This is a genomic window from Alkalispirochaeta alkalica DSM 8900, assembly GCF_000373545.1.
Classification (GTDB): Bacteria; Spirochaetota; Spirochaetia; order DSM-27196; family Alkalispirochaetaceae; genus Alkalispirochaeta; species Alkalispirochaeta alkalica.
The window spans coordinates 120251-139213 of record NZ_KB891758.1 but is presented as its reverse complement, the minus strand read 5'-3'; the positions used below and the strand labels follow the sequence as shown (position 1 = coordinate 139213).

At 63.8% G+C, this 18963-nt stretch carries 15 protein-coding genes and 1 tRNA gene; 7 read left to right on the top strand and 9 right to left on the bottom strand.

Going from position 1 to position 18963, the window contains the following annotated elements:
• Positions 1 to 86: 86 nt before the first annotated feature.
• On the top strand, positions 87 to 1454 hold the full coding sequence (locus B071_RS20345; protein ID WP_018527616.1) for an ATP-binding protein: 1368 nt from the start codon (positions 87 to 89) through the stop codon (positions 1452 to 1454).
• Between the two features lie 91 nt (positions 1455 to 1545).
• Here the strand turns inward: B071_RS20345 and arcC are convergent, their stop codons facing one another.
• From arcC to B071_RS0113555, 5 genes are all read right to left on the bottom strand, one after another.
• Complete coding sequence (gene arcC, locus B071_RS0113575) at positions 1546 to 2514, bottom strand: carbamate kinase (RefSeq protein ID WP_018527615.1); 969 nt, start codon at positions 2512 to 2514, stop codon at positions 1546 to 1548.
• Between the two features lie 44 nt (positions 2515 to 2558).
• Complete coding sequence (locus tag B071_RS17800) at positions 2559 to 2999, bottom strand: acyl-CoA thioesterase (protein ID WP_018527614.1); 441 nt, start codon at positions 2997 to 2999, stop codon at positions 2559 to 2561.
• A gap of 32 nt (positions 3000 to 3031) precedes the next feature.
• On the bottom strand, positions 3032 to 3850 hold the full coding sequence (locus tag B071_RS0113565) for an ABC transporter ATP-binding protein (protein ID WP_018527613.1): 819 nt from the start codon (positions 3848 to 3850) through the stop codon (positions 3032 to 3034).
• A complete protein-coding gene (locus B071_RS0113560; RefSeq protein ID WP_438829731.1) occupies positions 3847 to 4782 on the bottom strand; it encodes a FecCD family ABC transporter permease in 936 nt (311 codons plus the stop codon). The genes B071_RS0113565 and B071_RS0113560 overlap by 4 nt, the downstream gene beginning before the upstream one ends.
• A gap of 59 nt (positions 4783 to 4841) precedes the next feature.
• Positions 4842 to 6014 carry an ABC transporter substrate-binding protein gene (locus B071_RS0113555; RefSeq protein WP_018527611.1) on the bottom strand — a complete coding sequence of 391 codons (1173 nt, stop codon included), beginning with the start codon at positions 6012 to 6014 and terminating at the stop codon, positions 4842 to 4844.
• Between the two features lie 181 nt (positions 6015 to 6195).
• On the opposite strand from B071_RS0113555, the gene B071_RS0113545 reads away from it, so the two are divergent.
• The 4 genes from B071_RS0113545 (at position 6196) to B071_RS0113530 (ending at position 10657) form a co-directional block, all read left to right on the top strand.
• The gene (locus B071_RS0113545) at positions 6196 to 7047 is read left to right on the top strand and encodes an FAD binding domain-containing protein (protein ID WP_083914989.1); all 852 of its coding nucleotides are present in this window, start codon (positions 6196 to 6198) and stop codon (positions 7045 to 7047) included.
• Entirely contained in the window at positions 7044 to 7568 is a 525-nt protein-coding gene (locus tag B071_RS0113540) for a (2Fe-2S)-binding protein (RefSeq protein WP_018527608.1), read from the top strand. Before B071_RS0113545 ends, B071_RS0113540 begins: the two co-directional genes overlap by 4 nt.
• Positions 7561 to 10002, top strand: coding sequence for a xanthine dehydrogenase family protein molybdopterin-binding subunit (locus B071_RS0113535; RefSeq protein WP_018527607.1), 2442 nt, complete (start codon positions 7561 to 7563; stop codon positions 10000 to 10002). The genes B071_RS0113540 and B071_RS0113535 overlap by 8 nt, the downstream gene beginning before the upstream one ends.
• Positions 9995 to 10657 carry a nucleotidyltransferase family protein gene (locus B071_RS0113530; RefSeq protein WP_018527606.1) on the top strand — a complete coding sequence of 221 codons (663 nt, stop codon included), beginning with the start codon at positions 9995 to 9997 and terminating at the stop codon, positions 10655 to 10657. Before B071_RS0113535 ends, B071_RS0113530 begins: the two co-directional genes overlap by 8 nt.
• Positions 10658 to 12434: 1777 nt before the next feature.
• On the opposite strand, the gene B071_RS18730 is transcribed toward B071_RS0113530, so the two are convergent.
• A complete protein-coding gene (locus B071_RS18730) occupies positions 12435 to 13970 on the bottom strand; it encodes an AAA family ATPase (protein WP_018527604.1) in 1536 nt (511 codons plus the stop codon).
• A gap of 122 nt (positions 13971 to 14092) precedes the next feature.
• Here B071_RS18730 and B071_RS0113515 point away from each other — a divergent pair, with 122 nt between their 5' ends.
• The gene (locus tag B071_RS0113515) at positions 14093 to 14698 is read left to right on the top strand and encodes an NUDIX hydrolase (protein WP_018527603.1); all 606 of its coding nucleotides are present in this window, start codon (positions 14093 to 14095) and stop codon (positions 14696 to 14698) included.
• 63 nt (positions 14699 to 14761) lie between these two features.
• Here B071_RS0113515 and B071_RS0113510 read toward each other — a convergent pair.
• The 3 genes from B071_RS0113510 to ndk form a co-directional block, all read right to left on the bottom strand.
• Positions 14762 to 14833 (bottom strand) — tRNA-Cys (locus B071_RS0113510).
• Positions 14834 to 14873: 40 nt separating this feature from the next.
• The gene (locus tag B071_RS17790; RefSeq protein WP_018527602.1) at positions 14874 to 16751 is read right to left on the bottom strand and encodes a M3 family oligoendopeptidase; all 1878 of its coding nucleotides are present in this window, start codon (positions 16749 to 16751) and stop codon (positions 14874 to 14876) included.
• Positions 16732 to 17184, bottom strand: coding sequence for a nucleoside-diphosphate kinase (gene ndk / locus B071_RS0113500; protein ID WP_018527601.1), 453 nt, complete (start codon positions 17182 to 17184; stop codon positions 16732 to 16734). The genes B071_RS17790 and ndk overlap by 20 nt, the downstream gene beginning before the upstream one ends.
• A gap of 217 nt (positions 17185 to 17401) precedes the next feature.
• Here ndk and B071_RS0113495 point away from each other — a divergent pair, with 217 nt between their 5' ends.
• The gene (locus B071_RS0113495) at positions 17402 to 18838 is read left to right on the top strand and encodes a nicotinate phosphoribosyltransferase (RefSeq protein WP_018527600.1); all 1437 of its coding nucleotides are present in this window, start codon (positions 17402 to 17404) and stop codon (positions 18836 to 18838) included.
• Positions 18839 to 18963: the final 125 nt, after the last annotated feature.

Genomic DNA, 18963 nt, shown 5'->3' with positions numbered 1-18963 from the left:
AGAGACCCGATGCCCCCATCCCGTGTTATAATCGGCCGGAGCTGGCATACAGCAATCGTCGGTGCAGACGGCGTGGCAGGGGCTATATGAACAAGCTGGCACAGGAGGCCAACCGGCCGCTACAGAGGACTATCTCTCGCAATCTCGGCATCATCCTGGGGATCTTTTTTCTTGCGTCGGTGCTGATCGATCTTTCCGTGCACGGCCTTGATGTTCTGGTCTCCCCGGCCTTCCGGCTCCGCCAGGTCATGCTCTTCCTGGGGCTCTTCCATTTCCTTCTTGCCCTGGTTGATCATCGCCTGGTGCGCTACCTCCAGGTGGGGGTCCTCTTTCTCATCTCCTACGCCATGGTGCTCTTTCCGTCCCGGGCCTACAACATTCCTCCCTACCTGGTGATGTCGGCGGCGCTTCTGGCNGCTCATAAAATGCAGCTCCTGGGGAGAAACACCACGCGCTTTCTGGGAACGCAGGTGGTGGTGGCCATAACCCTGGTCTTTCTGGCGGGGGTCCTTCACGGCACGGCCTTTCATCAGAGCCTGCACCTCGCCGTGGTGGTCATCCTCTGCTTTGCCACGCTCTACGTGTTTTTTGAGGGCGAGATCGCCGAGCTCAGGAAGGAGCGGGACCACCTGAACGAGCAGACCCTCGATCTGCGCCCCGTGGCGGAACTGGGAGAGAACATTTCCGGGGTGGTTCACGATTTCAAGGGCGACGTGGCGGGNATCTACGCCCTGGCCCAGATCGAGGAGATTTCGGGGAACCACAGCGCTGCCCAGAAACTCAAGCGCTATGGCGATCGCCTGAATCGCAGGACCAACGCCATTCTCTACGTTGCAACGGCGCGGGATCGGGAAGAACCCGAGGAGATCCACCTTCAGGAGCTTCTGGAAAACACCACCTATTATTTCTGGGGGGTCAAGAACGCTGTGCGTCACGAGGTGAAGTGTTCCATCCAGGGAAACTCNNACGCGACGGTCCGGGCCTGCCGATCTACCCTGCTGGTAATCTTCGAAAACATTCTCAAGAACTCGATCGAGGCCACCGAAGGNTGCCCGCACCGGGAGGTTCGCATCACCGTGACCGGGGTCGAGGCTGAGTCCCCGATGGTGCAGGTGACCGTATGGAACAGCGGGCGGCCCCTGCCCTTCGGAGGCGGCGGGGTTGTCGATGTCCGGCGCGATGGATGTTTCCAGAGGGGCCGGTCGGGAAAAAGCGGTGGATCGGGCGTGGGGATGATGAATGTGATCCGGGCCCTGGAGCGGTTGGGCGCCGAGATGACCATGCAGGACGTTCCCGACGGCGTGGAGAGCCATGTCCGCATCCCCCGGGTGACCCTGGAGGCCCGACAAAGCGACCAGGCCCGGCAGAGCAGCCAGGCCCGACAGAGCGACCAGGCCCGACAAAGCGACCAGGCCCGGCAGAGCAGCCAGGCCCGACAGAGCGACCAGGCCTGAGGCCGCCCTTGGGCAGAGTGGCTGGCCCCGACCAGGGGCGCCACCCGCTGGAAGATCTCCCCGGGGGACGTGCCCCGGGGCGGTTCCGCTTCTAGTACGCCACGATGTGGGTGCCCTCGCGCCCGGCCACGGCCTCCAGAAGGCTCCCCTCGTTGGTGATGATGACCCGGTTCTCCGGATCAGCCTGGACAAACTCGATAGCCGCCATCATCTTGGGCCCCATGGAACCGGGGGGGAACTGCCCCTCCTGGTAGTAGTGCCGGGCCTGGGCCAGGGTGATCCTGTCGAGGGCCCGCTCCTGGGGGGTTCCGAAGTTCAGGGTCACCTTGGGAACGCCNGTAATGATGATCAGCGTACGGGCGTGGACCGCTATGGCCAGCTTCATGCTTGCCAGGTCCTTGTCGATCACGCAGTCCACGCCTTCGATCGTGCCGTCCTCGTGATACGAAACGGGGATTCCCCCGCCGCCGCCGGTGACAAGCAGATACTGTTGNCGCAGAAGCTGACGGATCGCCTCTTTTTCCACAATATCAATAGGGTAGGGGGAAGCCACAAAACGGCGCCATCCCCGGCCGGCGTCCTCCTTCAGGAGCCATCCCTTCTCCTGGATCAGCTTCCGGGCCTGTTCCTCGGTATAGAAGGGGCCGATNGGCTTTGTCGGNGCCTCCATGGCGGGGTCAAACCGGTCGACGATTACCTGGGCAGGAATGGTGACCACGTTTTTCCAGATACCCCGCCTGATCATGGCGTTCTGCAGGCACTGCTCGATCATGTACCCCATGGACCCGCAGGTCATGGCATCGAGCATGGCCAGAGGAATCTCGGGGACNTCCTCCCGGGCCAGTTCGTTCTGCAGCAGGAGATTTCCTACCTGGGGGCCGTTCCCGTGGGTCACGATAAAGTTGTACCCCTGGGCGATCAGTTCGACCACGGGATCTACCGTGCGACGGACGTTCTCGAACTGCTCGTGGACGAGCCCCTTTTGCCCCTTCGCGATGATCGCGTTGCCCCCCAGGGCGATGACAGCCAGCTTGTGGGGGTCTACCTGTGTGTGACTCATGAGATCAGTGTATCACCAGCCGGGACGGGAAGCCACAGTGTTTTTCATTCTTGCCCGGGTCGAAGCGGANCGGGAGCCACGAGCTCCCTGAACCAGGAGGGGATCGGTGTGGGGCGCTGGGTCGCCCCATCCACACAGGCCATGCGCGTTTGGGCGGTGGCGTGGAGCGTCCCCTCTTCACCGATGATCCGGTAATGGAGGGTAAAGCTGCTCCTTCCCAGNTCCGAAGCGGTAATCAGTACTCGTACCGANGGAACCAGCTCGATGGGTCGCTTGTATTCGCAGGAGGCCCGGACCACCAGGAAGAGGGGGTTCTCGGCCCGCCGNTCCCCGCGAAACTGATCGATCATAAAGCGGGTTCGCGCCGATTCGATGAGGGTGAAGTAGTTGGCGTGGTTCACGTGCCCGTAGGCATCGAGATCGCGGAACCGGATCTCCACGGTGAGGTCAAACTGCGGGTTCTGTCGAGACTCTGTGTCTGTCATAGGCCATGGTATCGCAAAGCCGCGGTCCGGGCCTACCACACCACCAGGGGTCGGCCCCCGATGTAGTGCACCTCCAGGTCCAGTGAGAAAACCTTCCCGAGGTTTTCGGCGGTCATCACCCCGGCCACGGGNCCCTCCGCAAGGAGCCGTCCTCCCTGAAGCAGGATCACTCTCTCCGCCGCTGCTGCAGCGAACTCCGGATCGTGGGTGGTGAAGATCACCGTCACACCCTCTGCCTGGAGATCCTTCACGAGATCCACCGTTCTCCGCTTGTTTCGAAGGTCCAGGTGCGCCGTGGGCTCGTCCATGAGGAGGATGTGCGGTTCCTGGGCCAGGGAGCGGGCCATCAGAGCCAGCTGTTTCTCGCCACCGCTGGTGTTGGCCACGGCGTGGCAGGCTTTCCCNGCCAGGTCTACCCGCTGGAGCGCCTCCCGGGCGATCCTGGTGTCGGCGGCCCCCGGCGTCTGAAGGGGGGAGAGATAGGGGGCGCGGCCCAGGAGAACGTAATCCAGAAGGGTGTACTCGAAGGGAATNTGCTCGTCCTGCGGAACCAGAGAGAGGGTCTGCCCCATCTCGCGGCGGGATATCTCCGAGGATCTGCGCCCGAAGAGGCTCACCTCTCCCTCCTGGGGCTGGAGCCATCCCAGGATCATGTTCAGCAGCGTTGTCTTCCCCACCCCGTTGGGGCCCAGAATCGCGGTGATCGTCCCCGCTGAAAGGGAGAGGGATATNTCCCGGAGAACGGGCTCTCGCGCCTCGGGATAGCGGAAACTCACATTGCTCAGGGTCAGAGCGGGGGAGCTCCCGGCCGAATCCGGTGATTTTTCCCGGTGGCGGGGTATTCCGGTCATCGTTCCATCCTGATGTTGTGGGTCAGGAGCAGGCCGATAAAGGCCGAGGCCCCCACCAGGGAGGTGACAATGCCCAGGGGGATCTCCCCCGCCACGAGGGTGCGGCACAGGGTATCGGCGATGACAACGAAGATTGCCCCCAGGAGGATCGCTGCCGGGAGCGCCACCAGAGCATCGGCCCGAAAGAGACGCCTCGCACTGTGGGGCACGATCAGCCCCACCCAGCCCACGATCCCGGCGACGGAGATCACCGCTGCAGCGGCCACCGTGGCGACCACCAGCAAGAGCAGNCGCTCGCGGTCGGGTCTGGCACCCAGGGAGAAGGCCACGCGGTCCTGGAGAGAGAGGAGGTTCAGGCGGTACCGCCGCAGAAAGGCGATGGTTATCCCCAGGATCGCCGCCGGGGCGATCCGGAAGACCTCGCTCCAGGAAACATTCCAGAGCCCTCCCAGCATCCAGAAGGTGATCTCCGGAAGGTCCTCCAGGGGATCGGCCAGNTATTTTATCGCNCCCACACCGGCAGAGAAGAGGGCCGATACGGCAATCCCCGAGAGGACGAGCCGGAGTATCCACCCTCCAAAACGNAGGCGNCGGGCGATCCGGTAGGTCAGGGCCAGGGCACCCAGGGCACAAAGCGCCGCCGACCCCTGGATCGCAGCAGGGTTATGGCCGACCAGGATGATCGCCAGAGCGGCCCCGAAGGCCGCCCCCTGGGAGACCCCCACCAGCCCCGGTTCAACCAGGGGGTTCGCGAAGAGCATCTGCATTACCACGCCGGCCGCTGCCAGGGCGCTTCCCAGGAGCGCCGCCGCGATGATCCGGGGGAGCCGCAGCTCGACCAGCAGACGCAGGGCCAGGGGGTCGTCCCGCAGGAGCAGGGGATTCATGAACCCCGGCTGGGGATACCTCCCGGCCAGGCTCGCCGCGACCATCACCAGGGGAAGAAGCACCGCCAGCAGTGCCAGGGCCTGCTTCTCCCGGTGGAGCGCGATCAGGGCAGGTCTCCTGCGAGAACGGGAGCGATGAGTTCCTCGAAGCTCCTGCCCTCGATCCCGTAGAGGGTGCTGAAGAAGAGGTGGATCTCTTCCTCCAGGGGTTCTCCGGTGAACAGTCGGGGATGAAACTGCCGGGCAAGCCATTGCAGCCCCAGAAGCCAGCGCACATCGGGTTGGTCCCAGCTGTAGTAGTCCCGGGGCATGGCGTAGAAGCGGTCCTCCCGAACTGCCCGGAGCTGGCGCCACCGGGGCTGTCTGGCCAGACCGTCCCGGAGGGACGGGGCCTCTCCCCCGTAATCTACCAGGATGATCGTATCGGGGTCCCAGGCCGCGATCTGCTCAAAGCTGACCGTGGACCAGCCCCCGCCGGGGTTTGCGCCTCTCCACAGGGGCCTCCCCCCGGCCATCTCCACCAGCCTGGTCTGAAGCCAGCCGTCAGGAGGGACGTTAAAGGAGACCTGGCCTCCGGCCTGGCGATGATAGATCAGGAGCGACGACGGTCGTTCTTCCCGGGGGACCCCGGCGGTTCTGGCCGTCACGGCCCGGGTGGTTTCGCGAAAGAACCGGGCCAGTTCCCGGCCCCGCTCTTCCTGATCCAGGGCTGCGCCCAGCATGATCAGGTCCCGGTCGTACTGTTCCGGTGTTTCCAGATCCACGTAGAGCACGGGAAAGCCGAGCCGCTCCAGGGGGCGCCCCAGACTCTCCCGTACCCCCGATTTCAGGACCACCAGATCGGGCCTCAGGGCCGCTACCTGCTCCGGTCCGACGGTTCGTTCCAGCAGGGTGATCTCGTTGTAGCGGGGATGGGTTACTTCCAGGAAGTTTGCTGGCCCCTGGGTATTTCTTCCGAGCCCCACGGTGCGGTCGGGAACCCCGGGAAAGGCCCAAAGCACCCCGGCGGTCATGATCATGGCGCGTCCGGCCGTGACAATGCGTTCGGGGGGCACGGTGAGGGTCACCGGGCGGTTCAGGGCATCCCGCACGGTCCGGGGAGTTCCGGATTCGGAAGCCTGGAGCTGGCCCGGCCCAGGGGAGGGGACGGAAAGAAGCCCCGCAAGGAGCCACACCCCGGCGAGCAGAGCCCGTCGGGAAGAGACCGATCGGGAAGAAACCGAAGAGAAACGTTTTGCCTGGCAGAAGCCCGGTGCTGAAGTTCGCGTGTAGTCCATCGGCAGGAATTGTGGCCCGATTGATCCCTCCGGTCAAGCGGCAATGCCCGGGGAGCGGTGGGAGGACGCTTCTTTTCTTGACAACCCGGAGAAGGGGGCGCACACTATTTTTCTCGGCGGGACTCCCCTCGGGGGGACTGCCGGGTGAGAACCAGAGACGTCGCCTGTAACAGAACGATGAATGTCTCGGAAGGGGTACCTAATGTTGCATGATTTTTCCTATCGTCGCCCCGTCTCCTTGGACGAGGCCTTTCGCATTCTCGACGAATCCGNGCCGGAAGCTGCGGTCTTCGCCGGGGGAACCGATCTCTTTGTCGGTATCCGGGCCGGAATAGCGCGTCCCCGGGTGGTGGTAGACCTCAAGGGAATCCCCGAGCTCCACCGTCTTGCCTGGGACGACCNGGAGGGGCTCTCTGTGGGCGCCTGTGTAACGGTCAATCAGCTNCTGGCCGAGCCAATCACGGANGAACGCTTTCCCGTGCTCCACGCGGCGGGGGAGGAACTGGCCACGTTCCAGCTGAGAAACCGCGCCACCGTGGTGGGGAACATCGTCACGGCCAGCCCCTGCGGCGATTTCGGTTCGCCCCTGCTCACCCTGGGCGGGATTGTGGAGCTCGCCTCTTCGGCGGGAACCAGNCAGGTCCCGCTGGCGGAGTTCATCACCGGGGTAAAACAGACAATCATCGGCCCTGCGGAGATTGTAACCCGCCTGGTGGTTCCTCCCGACTGGGCTGGCGCCTTCGGGGGNTATCAGAAGCTCAAGCGGATCAAGGGACACGACCTGGGTGTGGTCAGCGTTGCCATGGTCTCCCTCAAGGGAACGATGCGCTTTGGCATCAGCTCGGCGGCNCCCACGCCGGTCCTGCTGGCCGATATCCCCCTGGACACTCCTCTTGAAACGGTGCAGGCCCGGGCCCAGGCGGCGATCTCGCCCATCGATGACGTGCGCTGCACCAGGGAATACCGGGCTTTTATGGTGAACATCTTTATCCGTCGCTTGATGGAAGCGTGCAACCAGGAGGCCTGCGCATGAGAACGGTACAATTTACCCTGAACGGGGAGCGGTACGAGCGGAATGTTCCGGAACACAAGACACTTCTCCACTACTTGCGGGANGACCTGGGGTACACCGGAACAAAGGAAGGATGCGGCGCCGGCGAGTGCGGAGCCTGCACGATCATCATGAACGGTGAGGCCGTCAACTCCTGTCTGGTCCTGGCCGCCGAGATCGATGGCGCGGTCCTGGAAACGGTGGAGGGCGAGGCCCGGGGGGANGAACTGACCCTCGTCCAGAANGCCTTCGACCGGCATCACGCCGTNCAGTGCGGATACTGCACGGGGGGGATGCTCATGAGCGTAAAGGACCTGCTGCGGCGGAACCCCACCCCCGATCGCGAAGCGGTGATCGAGGGAATCGAGGGGAACTTCTGNCGGTGTACGGGGTACGAACAGATTATCGAGGCCGTTCTGGATGCGGCCAGCCAGGGGGCAGCCCGGGAGATAGCGGAGAGAGACGCCACCGGAAAGACCCGGGGAGGAGGCAACGATGCTTGACCAGATACCGGCACAGGATCTGAAATACGTGGGCCGCGAGACGGCCCGGGTCGACGCTGTGGAAAAACTCACCGGCAGGGCCAGCTACGTCTCCGACATGGCTGTCCCGGGGATGCTCTATGCCCGGGTCAANACCAGCCCCCACGCCCGGGCGAAGATCCTCTCGATCGATACCTCCGCCGCCGAGGCGCTGCCCGGCGTGCGGGCCGTGGTGATTGGCAAGGACCTGGAGTACAAACTGGGTCTCTATGTGGTGGACAAGGACATTCTCGCCCGCGAGGAGGTTCGTCATTTCGGTGAGGCCGTTGCAGCCGTGGCCGCCGACACCCTGGAGACCGCCCAGAAAGCTGTGGAGGCGATCCAGATCGACTACGAGGTGCTGGAGCCGGTGCTCCACCCCAAGGAGGCCCTGAAAGAGGATGCCCCCCTGGTTCACCCCGATCTGGGGTCCTACTCCTACATGGAGGCGGCCTTTACCCCGAAACCGGGGACGAACATCGCGAACCACACCCGCCTGNGAAAGGGCGACGTGGAACGGGGCTTCGCCGCAAGCGAATGGATCATCGACCGGGAGTACACCAACCCCTCGGTTCAGCACGTTCCCATGGAAACCCACGTGGCGATCGTCCAGTGGTCTGCGGGGGATCAGGTCCATATCTGGTCCAGNGCGCAGTCGCCCTTTACCCTGAGAAACCTCTTCTGTATCACCTTCGGACTTCCCCACCGGAATGTGCGGGTCCAGATACCCTACGTGGGGGGCGGGTTCGGAGGAAAGGCCGGTATCGGAATCGAGCCCCTCGTGGCCGTTCTCTCCCGTGCTGCCGGGGGACGTCCCGTGAAGCTCACGGCAACCCGGGAAGAGGAGTTCAGCCTCCTNCCNTGCCGTAGCCAGCTCACCTACCGGATCAAGACNGGGATTTCCCGGGAGGGAAAGATCCTGGCGCAGCAGATGACCATGTANTGGGATTCCGGCGCCTACGCCGACTACGCCGTGAACGTCACCCGGGCCTCGGGGTATTCTGCAGGGGGGCCCTACGAGATCCCCAACGCTGCCGTTGACGCCTACACGGTNTATACCAACAAGCCCTTCGGTACAGCCTACCGGGGGTTCGGCCACGTGGAGTTTTTCTGGGGGCTCGAGCGCCATATGGACCTGATCGCCCAGGCGATCGGGATGGATCCCCTGGAGTTCCGCCTGAAGAACACCCTGAAACCGGGATCTGTAACGCTCACAGGGGAGAAGATCACCTCCCACACGGGGGATATCTCGCGGTGTCTCACAAAGGCCGCCGAGATGATNNGCTANGGAGAAATTTCACCCGAGGAAGAGGCCCTGGCCGCGCGAAGCGGGAAGAAAATCGGCAAGGCCGTGGTGGGACTCCACAAGGCTCCCGCCATGCCTCCCTTCACGGCGACCACGGTGATCATCAAGATGAACGAAGACGGTTCGGTCACGGCAAATATCAGCCTGATCGATTACGGCCAGGGAACCTATACCGCCGTGGCCCAGATCATCGCCGAACGCCTGGGATTTCCCCTGGAACGGATCAAGGTTGCCTTCGAGAGCGACACCGACCGGGATCCCTACGACTGGCAGACCGTGGCCTCCAAGGGGTTGCTCCTGAGNGGCAACGCGGCGATTCTGGCAGCAGAAGACCTGTTGCGGAACGCCTACAACGATGCGGCCCAGGTTCTCCGGGCCAACGTGGTCGATCTGGATCACGACCCGGAGGGCATCTTTGTCCGTCATCGTGAGGAACAGCGGGTTTCCTTCCGGCAGCTGGCGATCGGTTACGCCTATCCCAACGGGAACGCCATCGGGGGNCCCCTGGTGGGGGTCGGGCGCTATATCGCCCAGGGTCTGACTCACCTGAACAAGGAAACCGGCGAGGGACTGCCCGCTCTGGACTGGACCTACGGAGCCCACGGCATGATCGTCGCCGTGGACACCGAAACAGGGGAATACGACGTCCTGAAGGTCGCCTCGGTTTTTGACGCGGGCCGGGTGATCAACCCCGGGGCGTTCCGGGGACAGGCCATAGGGGGGATGCTTCAGGGGCTGGGAACCGCCACGGTGGAGGGCTATATCTACGACCAGAAGGGGCATCTCCTGAACCCCTCCTTCACGGACAACAAGATACCCACCTCCCGCGATCTTCCCCTGGAGGTGGAGACCTTCGGGGTGGAGTGTCCCCAGCTCGACGGACCCTACGGGGCTCGGGGCGTGGGAGAGCATTCCATGATCTCCGTGGCGGCTGCTTTGGGGAACGCGATCCAGCGGGCCAGCGGGGCNGAGNTGACCCATATGCCCCTGCGCTTCGAGGACGTCTGGCGGGCNCTGAACTGCAAGGCGCCGGTGGANAACTGGATCACCAAGAGTCCCCGGGGGAGCTGCAAGTCGGCTCCCGAGATCGGCAAGTATCAGTGTGACTGACGGCGAGCGGTCGTTTCCGGCGGTGGATTGTGTGATCCCCGCCGGAGGGCTCTCGGAGCGGATGAACCGGAACCTTTCCCAGCCTGTGCCCAAGGCGCTTCTTGTCCTGGACGGCAAATCCCTCCTGGCCCGGGTGGTAGAGCAGGCCCGCGAGGTCTGTGCCCGATGCCTGGTGGTCACCGGCTGGGGCGCCGACGAGGTCGCCCGGGAGGCGGCTTCCCTGGAGGGGGTCACGGTGGTGCATAACCCCGGGTTTTCCCGGGGTATGGTCTCGTCGATCCTGGCCGGAGCGNGGCAGGTGCAGAGCGACCTGTTCTTTGTCGCTCCCGCCGATATGCCCTTCCTCTCGGGGGGGCTCTACCGGGCTGTCCTGGCCGGGGCGCTGGATCGGCAGGAGGATGTCTTTTTCCCCCTCTANCGGGGGAAACGGGGCCACCCGGTGCTGATCCGCAGATCGCTCCTCCCCGGGCTGGAGGATGCCTTTGCGGAAACCCTGGCTGGGGCGTCATCCCCGAGGGATCGGGNGGAGATTCTCCTGAAGACGCTTCTCCGGGGGCGGCCCTGCCGGGATGTTCCGGTCTGCACCGGCGATATCGGGGTTGATCTGGACACGCCCGACGAGCTGGTCCGGGCGCAGGAACGGTTTCATCCCTGAAGAACGCTAAAAGTGCAGAAAGGCCCGGGAATCGAGGCCGATCATGGGGGNCTCCGTNGCTGATNTCCCCTCGGGGCGGGGACTGGTATTGAAGAACCAGCGGTAGTCAAAGACATTCAGGGGATCCTTCATGGGNTCCTCGTGAATTGTCAGGGCGTGAAACCGGGCACGCCGGGAGCGCTGGAGCTGGTGCATCCTGTTAAGATGACGGGGCGGGATCCTGGGGTAGGGGATATCGCTCACCACCACCACATCGGAAGATATCTCGGGATCCAGGCTGTCCAGCAGGTTCAGTGCCGCTTCCATGGCAGGGGAGACGTCGTAGCCCTCGGTGAAGGGCCGCTCCAGAAATTCCAGCAGATCCAGGAGCAANTCCTGGGAGACCTCGGGAGGCGCGCTCGCTTCCAGGGTNGGGGGGAGGATCCCCGGGGNAGGGCCCCCCTCGGNGGTGGCCTCGCNGGAGGCTGCTGTTTCCAGGACCTCCAGCCGGGGAGTGCAGGCAAAGAGCGTGAGGGCCTTCCCCGTCCTGAGGGCTTCCCTGAAGACCCCCAGAAGGGTTGCTCGTGCCACCCTTTCAGGGGTCCCCCTCATGGAGCCGCTGGTATCGATGCAGAAGATCAGCCGTCCCCGGGGTGGCCTGGTACCGGCCTGTTCCGGAGCGGGGGGCTCGGCTTTGCGGGTTTTCACGCACAGGCGCTGATACTGTAGTTGCAGGAGAGCCTGATCGGCGAGCTTCCGCAGAAAGAGCGTCTCCGTGGCGTCATCGGCCANGAGTGCCAGTTCGCCGGGGAGCACTCCGGGAAAGGCGCTGCCCAGGCCCAGGCCGGTTATCTCTCCGCACCCCTGGTCCTCCTNGATCTGTCGCTGCCCGTTGCGGGGCTCCCGGGGTGTTGCCGCTCCGGGAGCGGGAGGAGCGAGGTCCCTCAGGAGGTTTCTGCACAACTGGTTCAGGCCGGGTGCACGATCGAGGAAGGTCTTGCATTCCCTCAGGACCTCCCAGGAGATCTCCCAGGAGATCTCCCGGGGATCGGCTTCGAGGATGTCCCAGCGTCCCGTAACGCCCAGCAGCTCCTGAAGTTGNTCCTGGTGATGCTGTAACCGGGGCAGCAGATTGTTCAGGTGATCCGCAAGGGGGTTGGCCACCAGGCGCAGGGCTCGCTCCTGCTGAAGCTCCCGTTGTTCCTGCAGGGCCTGGCGTCGTATCTCCAGAAATCGGTGTTGCAGAACCTGGAGCTGGCGCTCCGTGGCGGCAAAGGGAAGCTTCCGCTGGACCTCTTCCCAGTGAAGCCGGTGGCGGGGCCAGGTGGTACAGGCTACGCGCAGATCCCGCTCGAGCCCTTCCCTGGAGGGGGGGGCTCCGGGGGCTCCGGGGGCTTCCTTCCTGGAGGAGGATTCTTTTCCGGAAGGAGGGGCTTCCCCCAAAGAAGCCTCTTTCCCGCAGGGTGGGGCTGGCCAGGCGGAGCCGTCCTGCCCCTGATGCTGGAGATCTTCCCAGATCGACGCAAACCAGGCGGAAACCCCGGCAGCTATCTGTTCTGCCAGGGCGTGGTCGGTCCCCGCCACTGCCGCTGTGCGAAGAAGCGTGTAGAAGTGCGCCACGCTTCGGGCCAGGGGAGGAGGCAGGGNCGGCCCGGACCCTGCCGGGTCTGGGGAGGTTGCCCCGGAGCGGGGCGACCCGGAACGGAGGGACCTGAGGGCCTCCTCATCGGTGAAAAACCGGTAAAGTTCCCGAAACAGGACGGTTCTGATCTGCTGCGATGCCTCCATGGAAGGGGCGCTACTCCAGTTCATGAAGCGCCTGGTCTATCTCCATCTGGAGTTCGGCAAAATCGCGCGCCGCCTGATCCATGCCGGCAGCCACGATCTCTGCGTAGGAGCGGTGAACGAAGAGGTGTTGCTCCGCCTCTCCGCTGGCAGCATCCCGGTAAGCCTGGACAGCCGCTGCCGTTTCCCCGGCCTCCCGGCGGATTTCCCCGAGCTTCCGGACCAGGGCTTCCCTGGTCTCCTCCGTGACCTCGACCTCTTCCTGACAGGTCCGCTGAACGCGACTGGTCTCGACCGGGAAGGGTTCCCCGGCAACCTCCACCGTGGTGGGGTCGATCAGTCGGACCGGGAGCCGCTCCGAATAGGCGAAGTCATCGGCCTCGCCGTAAAAGAAGAGATCCGTCTCCTGGGGTTTGTCCGTGGAAAGGTTCTGGAAGTCTCCGATCCAGATAAGGCTAAGGTGATCCTCCACAAAATCCAGGAGACGATAATACTCACCCCGGTACGCCGTGGGTTGGTCGATCTCTTCCTGGAGCGTCCTGTAGCGCGCCGTGCGAAACTCCGAGAGCGCGTCTCCCAGGCGGAGCCGGGCAGCCTCGGGGTCGAACCGGCCCGAGGTACTGTAGCGGTAGAGCGCTTCCTCGATGATGGTGTTCACCACCGCCCGCTCTTCCGGACGCGACCAGAGGCAGTGACGCATGAGGATACAATCGAGCACGTCCACCTCGGTGCGGTCGTTCAGGAAGGCGCTGGTCCGCAAGAGGTGGGCGATCTCCTTCCACCGGCGGTCGCTCACCCTGACAGGCCGGGCGTTTTCGCCCCCCCCGGAGAGGCGATTGTGGCGGGAGATCCGTTCCCGGACATCGAGAATGAACTCCTGGATGTCCCGGGGGAGCGATACCTGGCGGATCTCTTCCTGCCACTGAGTCAGCTCCTCCGACCTGATTGTGTCGGCTTCCCGGGGTTCTGGNGGGGTCTGATCTCCGGTGCTCAGGAGCAGGTCCAGGAAGGAATCGTTCCGCGTGACGGGCGTGCTCTCCAGCCGCAGGAGAAAGCGGTCCCAGAGATTCTCCAGGGTCTGATCGTCCCCCGGGAGCGTTCCCGCCGCACCGATCACCGTTTTCAGGGGAATGGATATCTCCTCCCGGCCATTGCGGAAGCGGCGCTCGCTGATCGCTGTAAGAAGGGTATTCAGGATGGGGCTCGAGGCGTTCCAGAGCTCGTCGAGAAAGACGATCTCCGCTGCCGGGAGGAACCCCTCCACCACCCGCTCGTAGAGGTCGTAGTTTTTCAGGCGCGTGATCGAAACAGGGCCAAAGAGCTCCTCGGGGGTGCTGAAGCGTCCCAGGAGATATTCAAAGCTGCGGGCATCCTGGAAGAGCGCNGGAAGCCTTCGGGCGATCATGCTCTTGGCTACGCCCGGGGGGCCGTAGAGAAAGAGGTTCTGCTGGGAGATCGCCGCCAGTACCGCGAGCCGGAGGATCTCTTCCTTCTCGAAGAGGTTTGTCGAGAGCGCCTGGATAAGCCTTCTGATTCGGTCTGCACGCATACCGATACTCTTTCCCTTTCTTGGAACGGTGTCAAGCGCCCCGCGCCGGATGCAGTGATCCAGGTCGATCACCGCCGATGGCGGGGCTCCCCCGACGGGCCTCTTCNGGGTAGTATGGACCGATGAAACAGGATGATTCCGATTCGTTCCTGATCTGGCAGGAGAAAGAGCGCACCGGCCTGGCGGAGACCCCGGTCTTCTCCCTGGTGAAGAGCCTCCGGCGCAGCTNCTCCGGTCAGGAGAGAACCTACTACGTGATGGATGCTCCCGACTGGGTGAATCTGGTGGCCCTGACGCGGGACCGGTCGGGCCGGGAGTGCTTTGTCATGGTCCGGCAGTTTCGCCACGGAAGCAACAGGATCTCCCTGGAGTTCCCCGGTGGTGTGGTCGATCCGGGCGAGACTCCCGGCCAGGCCGCTCTGCGCGAGCTGCGGGAAGAGACGGGCTACGGACTCCGGGAGTGCCCGTCCCGGGAGGAACCGGAGTTCCTCGGCTCCGTGAACCCGAACCCGGCCCTCATGAACAACCGGTGCCACACCTATTTTGTCGCCGCTGTGGAGAAGGTCTGTGAACCCGCCCCCGAGAGCGATGAACACCTGGAGGTATGCCTCGTTCCACCCGAAGAGCTCCTGACTGGNGAGGGGGCTGCAGAGTTTGACCACGCCATGATGCGAGTGGCTCTGGGATTTTTTCTTGAACGTTCAGGACGGCCCGGCGCCCCGGGGTGAGTGCCGGACGGGAAGGTCCGCAGGAGGCAGGCCCGAAGAAAAAAGGCCCTGGGGGAAACNGAAAGGCGCCGGCCGGATTCGAACCGGCGAATGAAGGATTTGCAGTCCTCTCCCTTACCACTTGGGTACGGCGCCAATGGGCAGGCCACGAATGAGCCTTCGGGAACGATCATAGTCAAACCGAGGGGCTTTGTAAAGAGGGATCGGCGGGGAGGGCGCTCTCGAAGACCGTCACAAGATCGCCGATCTCCCCCAGGGCCTCGTCCCAAAAGGCCTGATCCTCGGGATCAGCCCCGATTCTGCTGGCAATGGCGGCGGGGCTGAGGCGGCCCGATTCCCTCAGGAGGTCCCGATACACAGCAGGGAAGGATGCACCCTGTCGTCGCAGCTGCCGGAAGAGAGCCATTGCAAAGAGCTGGCCAAAGGCGTAGGGGTAGTTGTAGAAGGCGAGGTCGGCCCGATAGTAGTGGCTCTTCACGGCCCACATGTAGGGGTGGAGTTCCTCCTCTTTCAGGGCATCGCCGTAGGTCCGTTTCTGGGCCGTGAGCATCAGCTCCTTCAGGGCGGCCGGGGAGAGTTCTCCCCTGGCNCGTTCTGCCATCAGGGCCGATTCGAACTCGAAGCGGGAGAGGATATCCACGATGATCTGGGTGGTGCTCTGAAGGAACTGCTCGACGATGCAGAGCCGTTCCCCCGGTGTNCCCCGGGAGCGGGNGGCCTCGAAGAGCAGGTGCTCGCAAAAGATGCTCGCCGTNTCTGCCAGGACCATGGGGTATCCCCGTTGGGACGAGGGAAGGTCNCTCAGAAGACGGGAATGCCAGGCGTGCCCCGCTTCGTGGGCCAGGGTGCTCAGGCTGTTCCAGGTGCCGTCAAAGTTTGTCAGAATTCTGCTTTCTCGGGCGAGGGGAAAATCCATGCACCAGGCGCCGCCCACCTTGCCGGCCCGGGGTTCGGCATCGATCCACCCCTTCTCCTGGAGTTCCGGGATAAAGTNGCCCAGCTCCGGATCGAAGGCGGTAAAGATCTCCCGGAGCTGTTCCAGGGCGTCGGGGAGCGATATCCTGCCGGGGGGCGTTCCCACGGGAGCGGCCAGATCGTAAAAAGCAAGGTTCCCCACCCCGAGAAGGGAGGCCTTGGCACGCAGGTACCGCCGGAAAAGGGGGAGGGACGACCTCATGGCGGTGATGAGCGCTTCCAGGGATTTTCTGGAAAGACGGTTCTGGTGAAGCGACCGTTCCAGCGTATCCTGCCANCCCCGNCGCGTATCCAGGGCCGATGTGGCTCCCTTGACACCGTTCAGCGCGCAGGCCANGGGAATTTCCACGGACTGCCAGGCCCGGCACTCGGCTTCCCAGGCCCGGCGTCGCACCCCTCTCTCGGGATCGGAGGCACGGTTTCGAACCTCCACCATGGTCAGTTCCCGCCCCTCCTCCCAGGGGATGCGGAGCGAGCTGGCCAGGCTCTCCTGCAGACGGCTCCAGGCGTCGGCCCCGGGGCGCGCCAGTTCTGCTGCCAGCGATTCCTCGGCCAGGGACATCTGGTGTGCTGCCAGGTCCCGCTCCTCCTGCAGGAAGAGGAGGGAGCCCTCGACCAGGGAGGACTCCCGGGCTGCCTCGGCGAGATCCCCGGAGGAGAGCCGGGCAAGACCCTGACGGAGGCGCACGCCGATCTCTGCCAGGGGCACGCTCCGTTCCGTCACGGCGCTGAGGGCTTTCAGTGCCGCCTCGTCGGTGGTGTCGGTGCTGTAGAGGGCATAGCAGTAATGTTCGAGCTGCTCGTAGAGGTCCTTCAGGGTGTCGATCCCGGAGAGAACCTCCGGGAGCTCCCGGCAGAAACGGTCCCGGAAGTACTCCCCCTCAAGCTGCTCCGCCCGGGGGCGCTCCCCCCGCTGTTCTCCCTGGATCTGCCGCTCCAGGGTCTGGCGAAGCTCGCCGAGACGACGATCCAGTTCGGCCAGATCCCCCTGGAACGCCTCCGAGGCGGGCCCGGGATAGATCGAGTCAAGCTGCCATCGACCCTGCCCCGGCTTGTGATCAGCAGATCCAGTCGGCATTGGGGTCTTCGTATTCCAGGATTTCCCCGGGAGAAAAGAAAAGAGCGATCTCCCGGCGGGCACTCTCGGGGCAGTCCGAGGTGTGGATCACGTTCTTTCTGGTCACGGCGGCGAAGTCGCCCCGGATCGTTCCGGGGGGCGCCTCCTCTATACGGGTAGGCCCCGCCAGGGCGCGGGCCCGGGCGATGGCATCCTCTCCGCAGACCACCATGGCCACCACGGGGCCGGAGATGGTGTAATTTACCAGATCCTGAAAAAAGGGCCGTTGCGAGTGCTCTGCGTAATGCTCTTCGGCAACCTCCCGGGGAATGATCATGGTTTTCAGGGCTGCCAGAGTGAGCCCCTTCTGTTCAAGGCGCTGAAGAATGACCCCCGTCAGGCGGCGCTGCAACACTCCGGGCTTTAACATTACGTAGGTTTTCTCGTATGCCATGGTCCCAGTATGGATGTTCTCCTGCAATATTTCAACTCTTTCCATTTTTGGGTGCTTTTCTTTGGATGGTTTTGGTGGTTCGGTTTGGGGTATTCGGTCCGGGTGATGTGCTGTGTGGGGGCTCTGGTTGGGTTTCCCGGGGTTGTCTGTTGCTGGTTGCCCGTTGCGGTTGCCTGTTTCCGGGCCGGTGTCCTTTTTCCCGCCCTCCTTTTCCGGTATGATTCTCCTCATGATTATCACGTCCGCCTTGCTGACCGATCTTTACGAGCTGACCATGATGCAGGGATACCACCACGAGGGAATGCATCGCCGGGCTGTTTTTGATATGTTTTTTCGCCGCCAGCCCTTTGGCGGGGGCTTTTCCGTCTTTGCGGGGCTGGATGATCTTCTGGAAGCCCTGGAAACGATCCGCTTCTCGCCGCAGGAGCTGGAGTATCTGGCCGGGCTCGGGCTGTTTCGCCCGGAGTTCCTCGATTACCTGGCGTCCTTTCGTTTTTCCGGTGATATCTGGGCTGTCCCCGAGGGAACACTGGTCTTCCCCCAGGAACCGCTGCTGCGGGTCCACGCCACCATGCTCGAGGCGCAGCTGATCGAGAGCCTTCTCTTGAACGTGCTGAACTATCAGACCCTGGTGGCAACCAAGACAGCCCGGATATACCTGGCGTCCCGGGGTGGGACCATCGCCGAGTTCGGACTCAGACGCGCCCAGGGACCCGACGGGGCGGTGAGCGCCTCCCGGGCCGCCTACATCGGGGGGGCCTCCTCGACCAGCAACACCCTGGCGGGAATGCGCTTCGGCATTCCCGTGACGGGCACCATGGCCCATAGCTGGGTCATGGCCTTCGAAAGCGAGGAAGAGGCCTTCCGGCGCTACGCGAAGCTCTATCCCGAGAAAACAGTTCTGCTGGTAGACACCTACGATACCCTGGGCAGCGGCATCGAGAGCGCCATCACCGTGGGAAAGGAGCTCCAGAGCCGGGGCTTCCCCGTGGCGGTACGTCTGGACAGCGGGGACATCCAGTACCTGAGCAAGGCCGTGCGGACGAGGCTGGACCAGGCGGGGCTCGGCGACGCCCGGATCGCCGTATCGAACGATCTCAACGAGGAGATCATCGCCCAGCTCGTGGCAGCGGAGAGTCCCGTTGATCTCTGGGGGGTAGGAACCCAGCTGGTAACGGGGGGCAGCGATTCGGCCCTCACGGGGGTCTACAAGATGGCAGCCCGGGAAGATTCCCGGGGGAACTTTGTCCCTACCATGAAGCTGAGCGATAACCCGGAAAAGAGCACAAACCCGGGGATCAAGCAGATCTACCGGTTTTACGGCGACGACGACTACCCCCTGGCCGACTTGATCGCCCGGGAGGACGAGGAAATTCTGCCGGGCAGGGGATATACCTTCTACCANCCCGCCGGGGACTACCGNAAGACACGCCTGGAGCGCTACGAAAAGATCGAACCCCTCCTGACGCTGCAGATGAGCCAGGGGCGGCGTCTCTTCCCCTCGTCGAAGCTCAGCGAGATCCGCCAGCGCACCCTGACCAATCTGGATCGGCTCGACGAGACCTACAAACGGATCATCAACCCCCACATTTACAAAGTCTCTCTCTCGGAAGAGTTGCGCCGCCAGAAGGACCAGTTCTTCCGGGAGCCATAATCCCCCGGCCTCCCGTCGGACTGGTTCCCCGGTCGGACTGGTCCGGGGAGCACAAAAAACCCCGCACCGGGGAGCTCAGGAGCGCACACGGTGCGGGGCGGTTGTACCGGACGGTACAGGGGAGG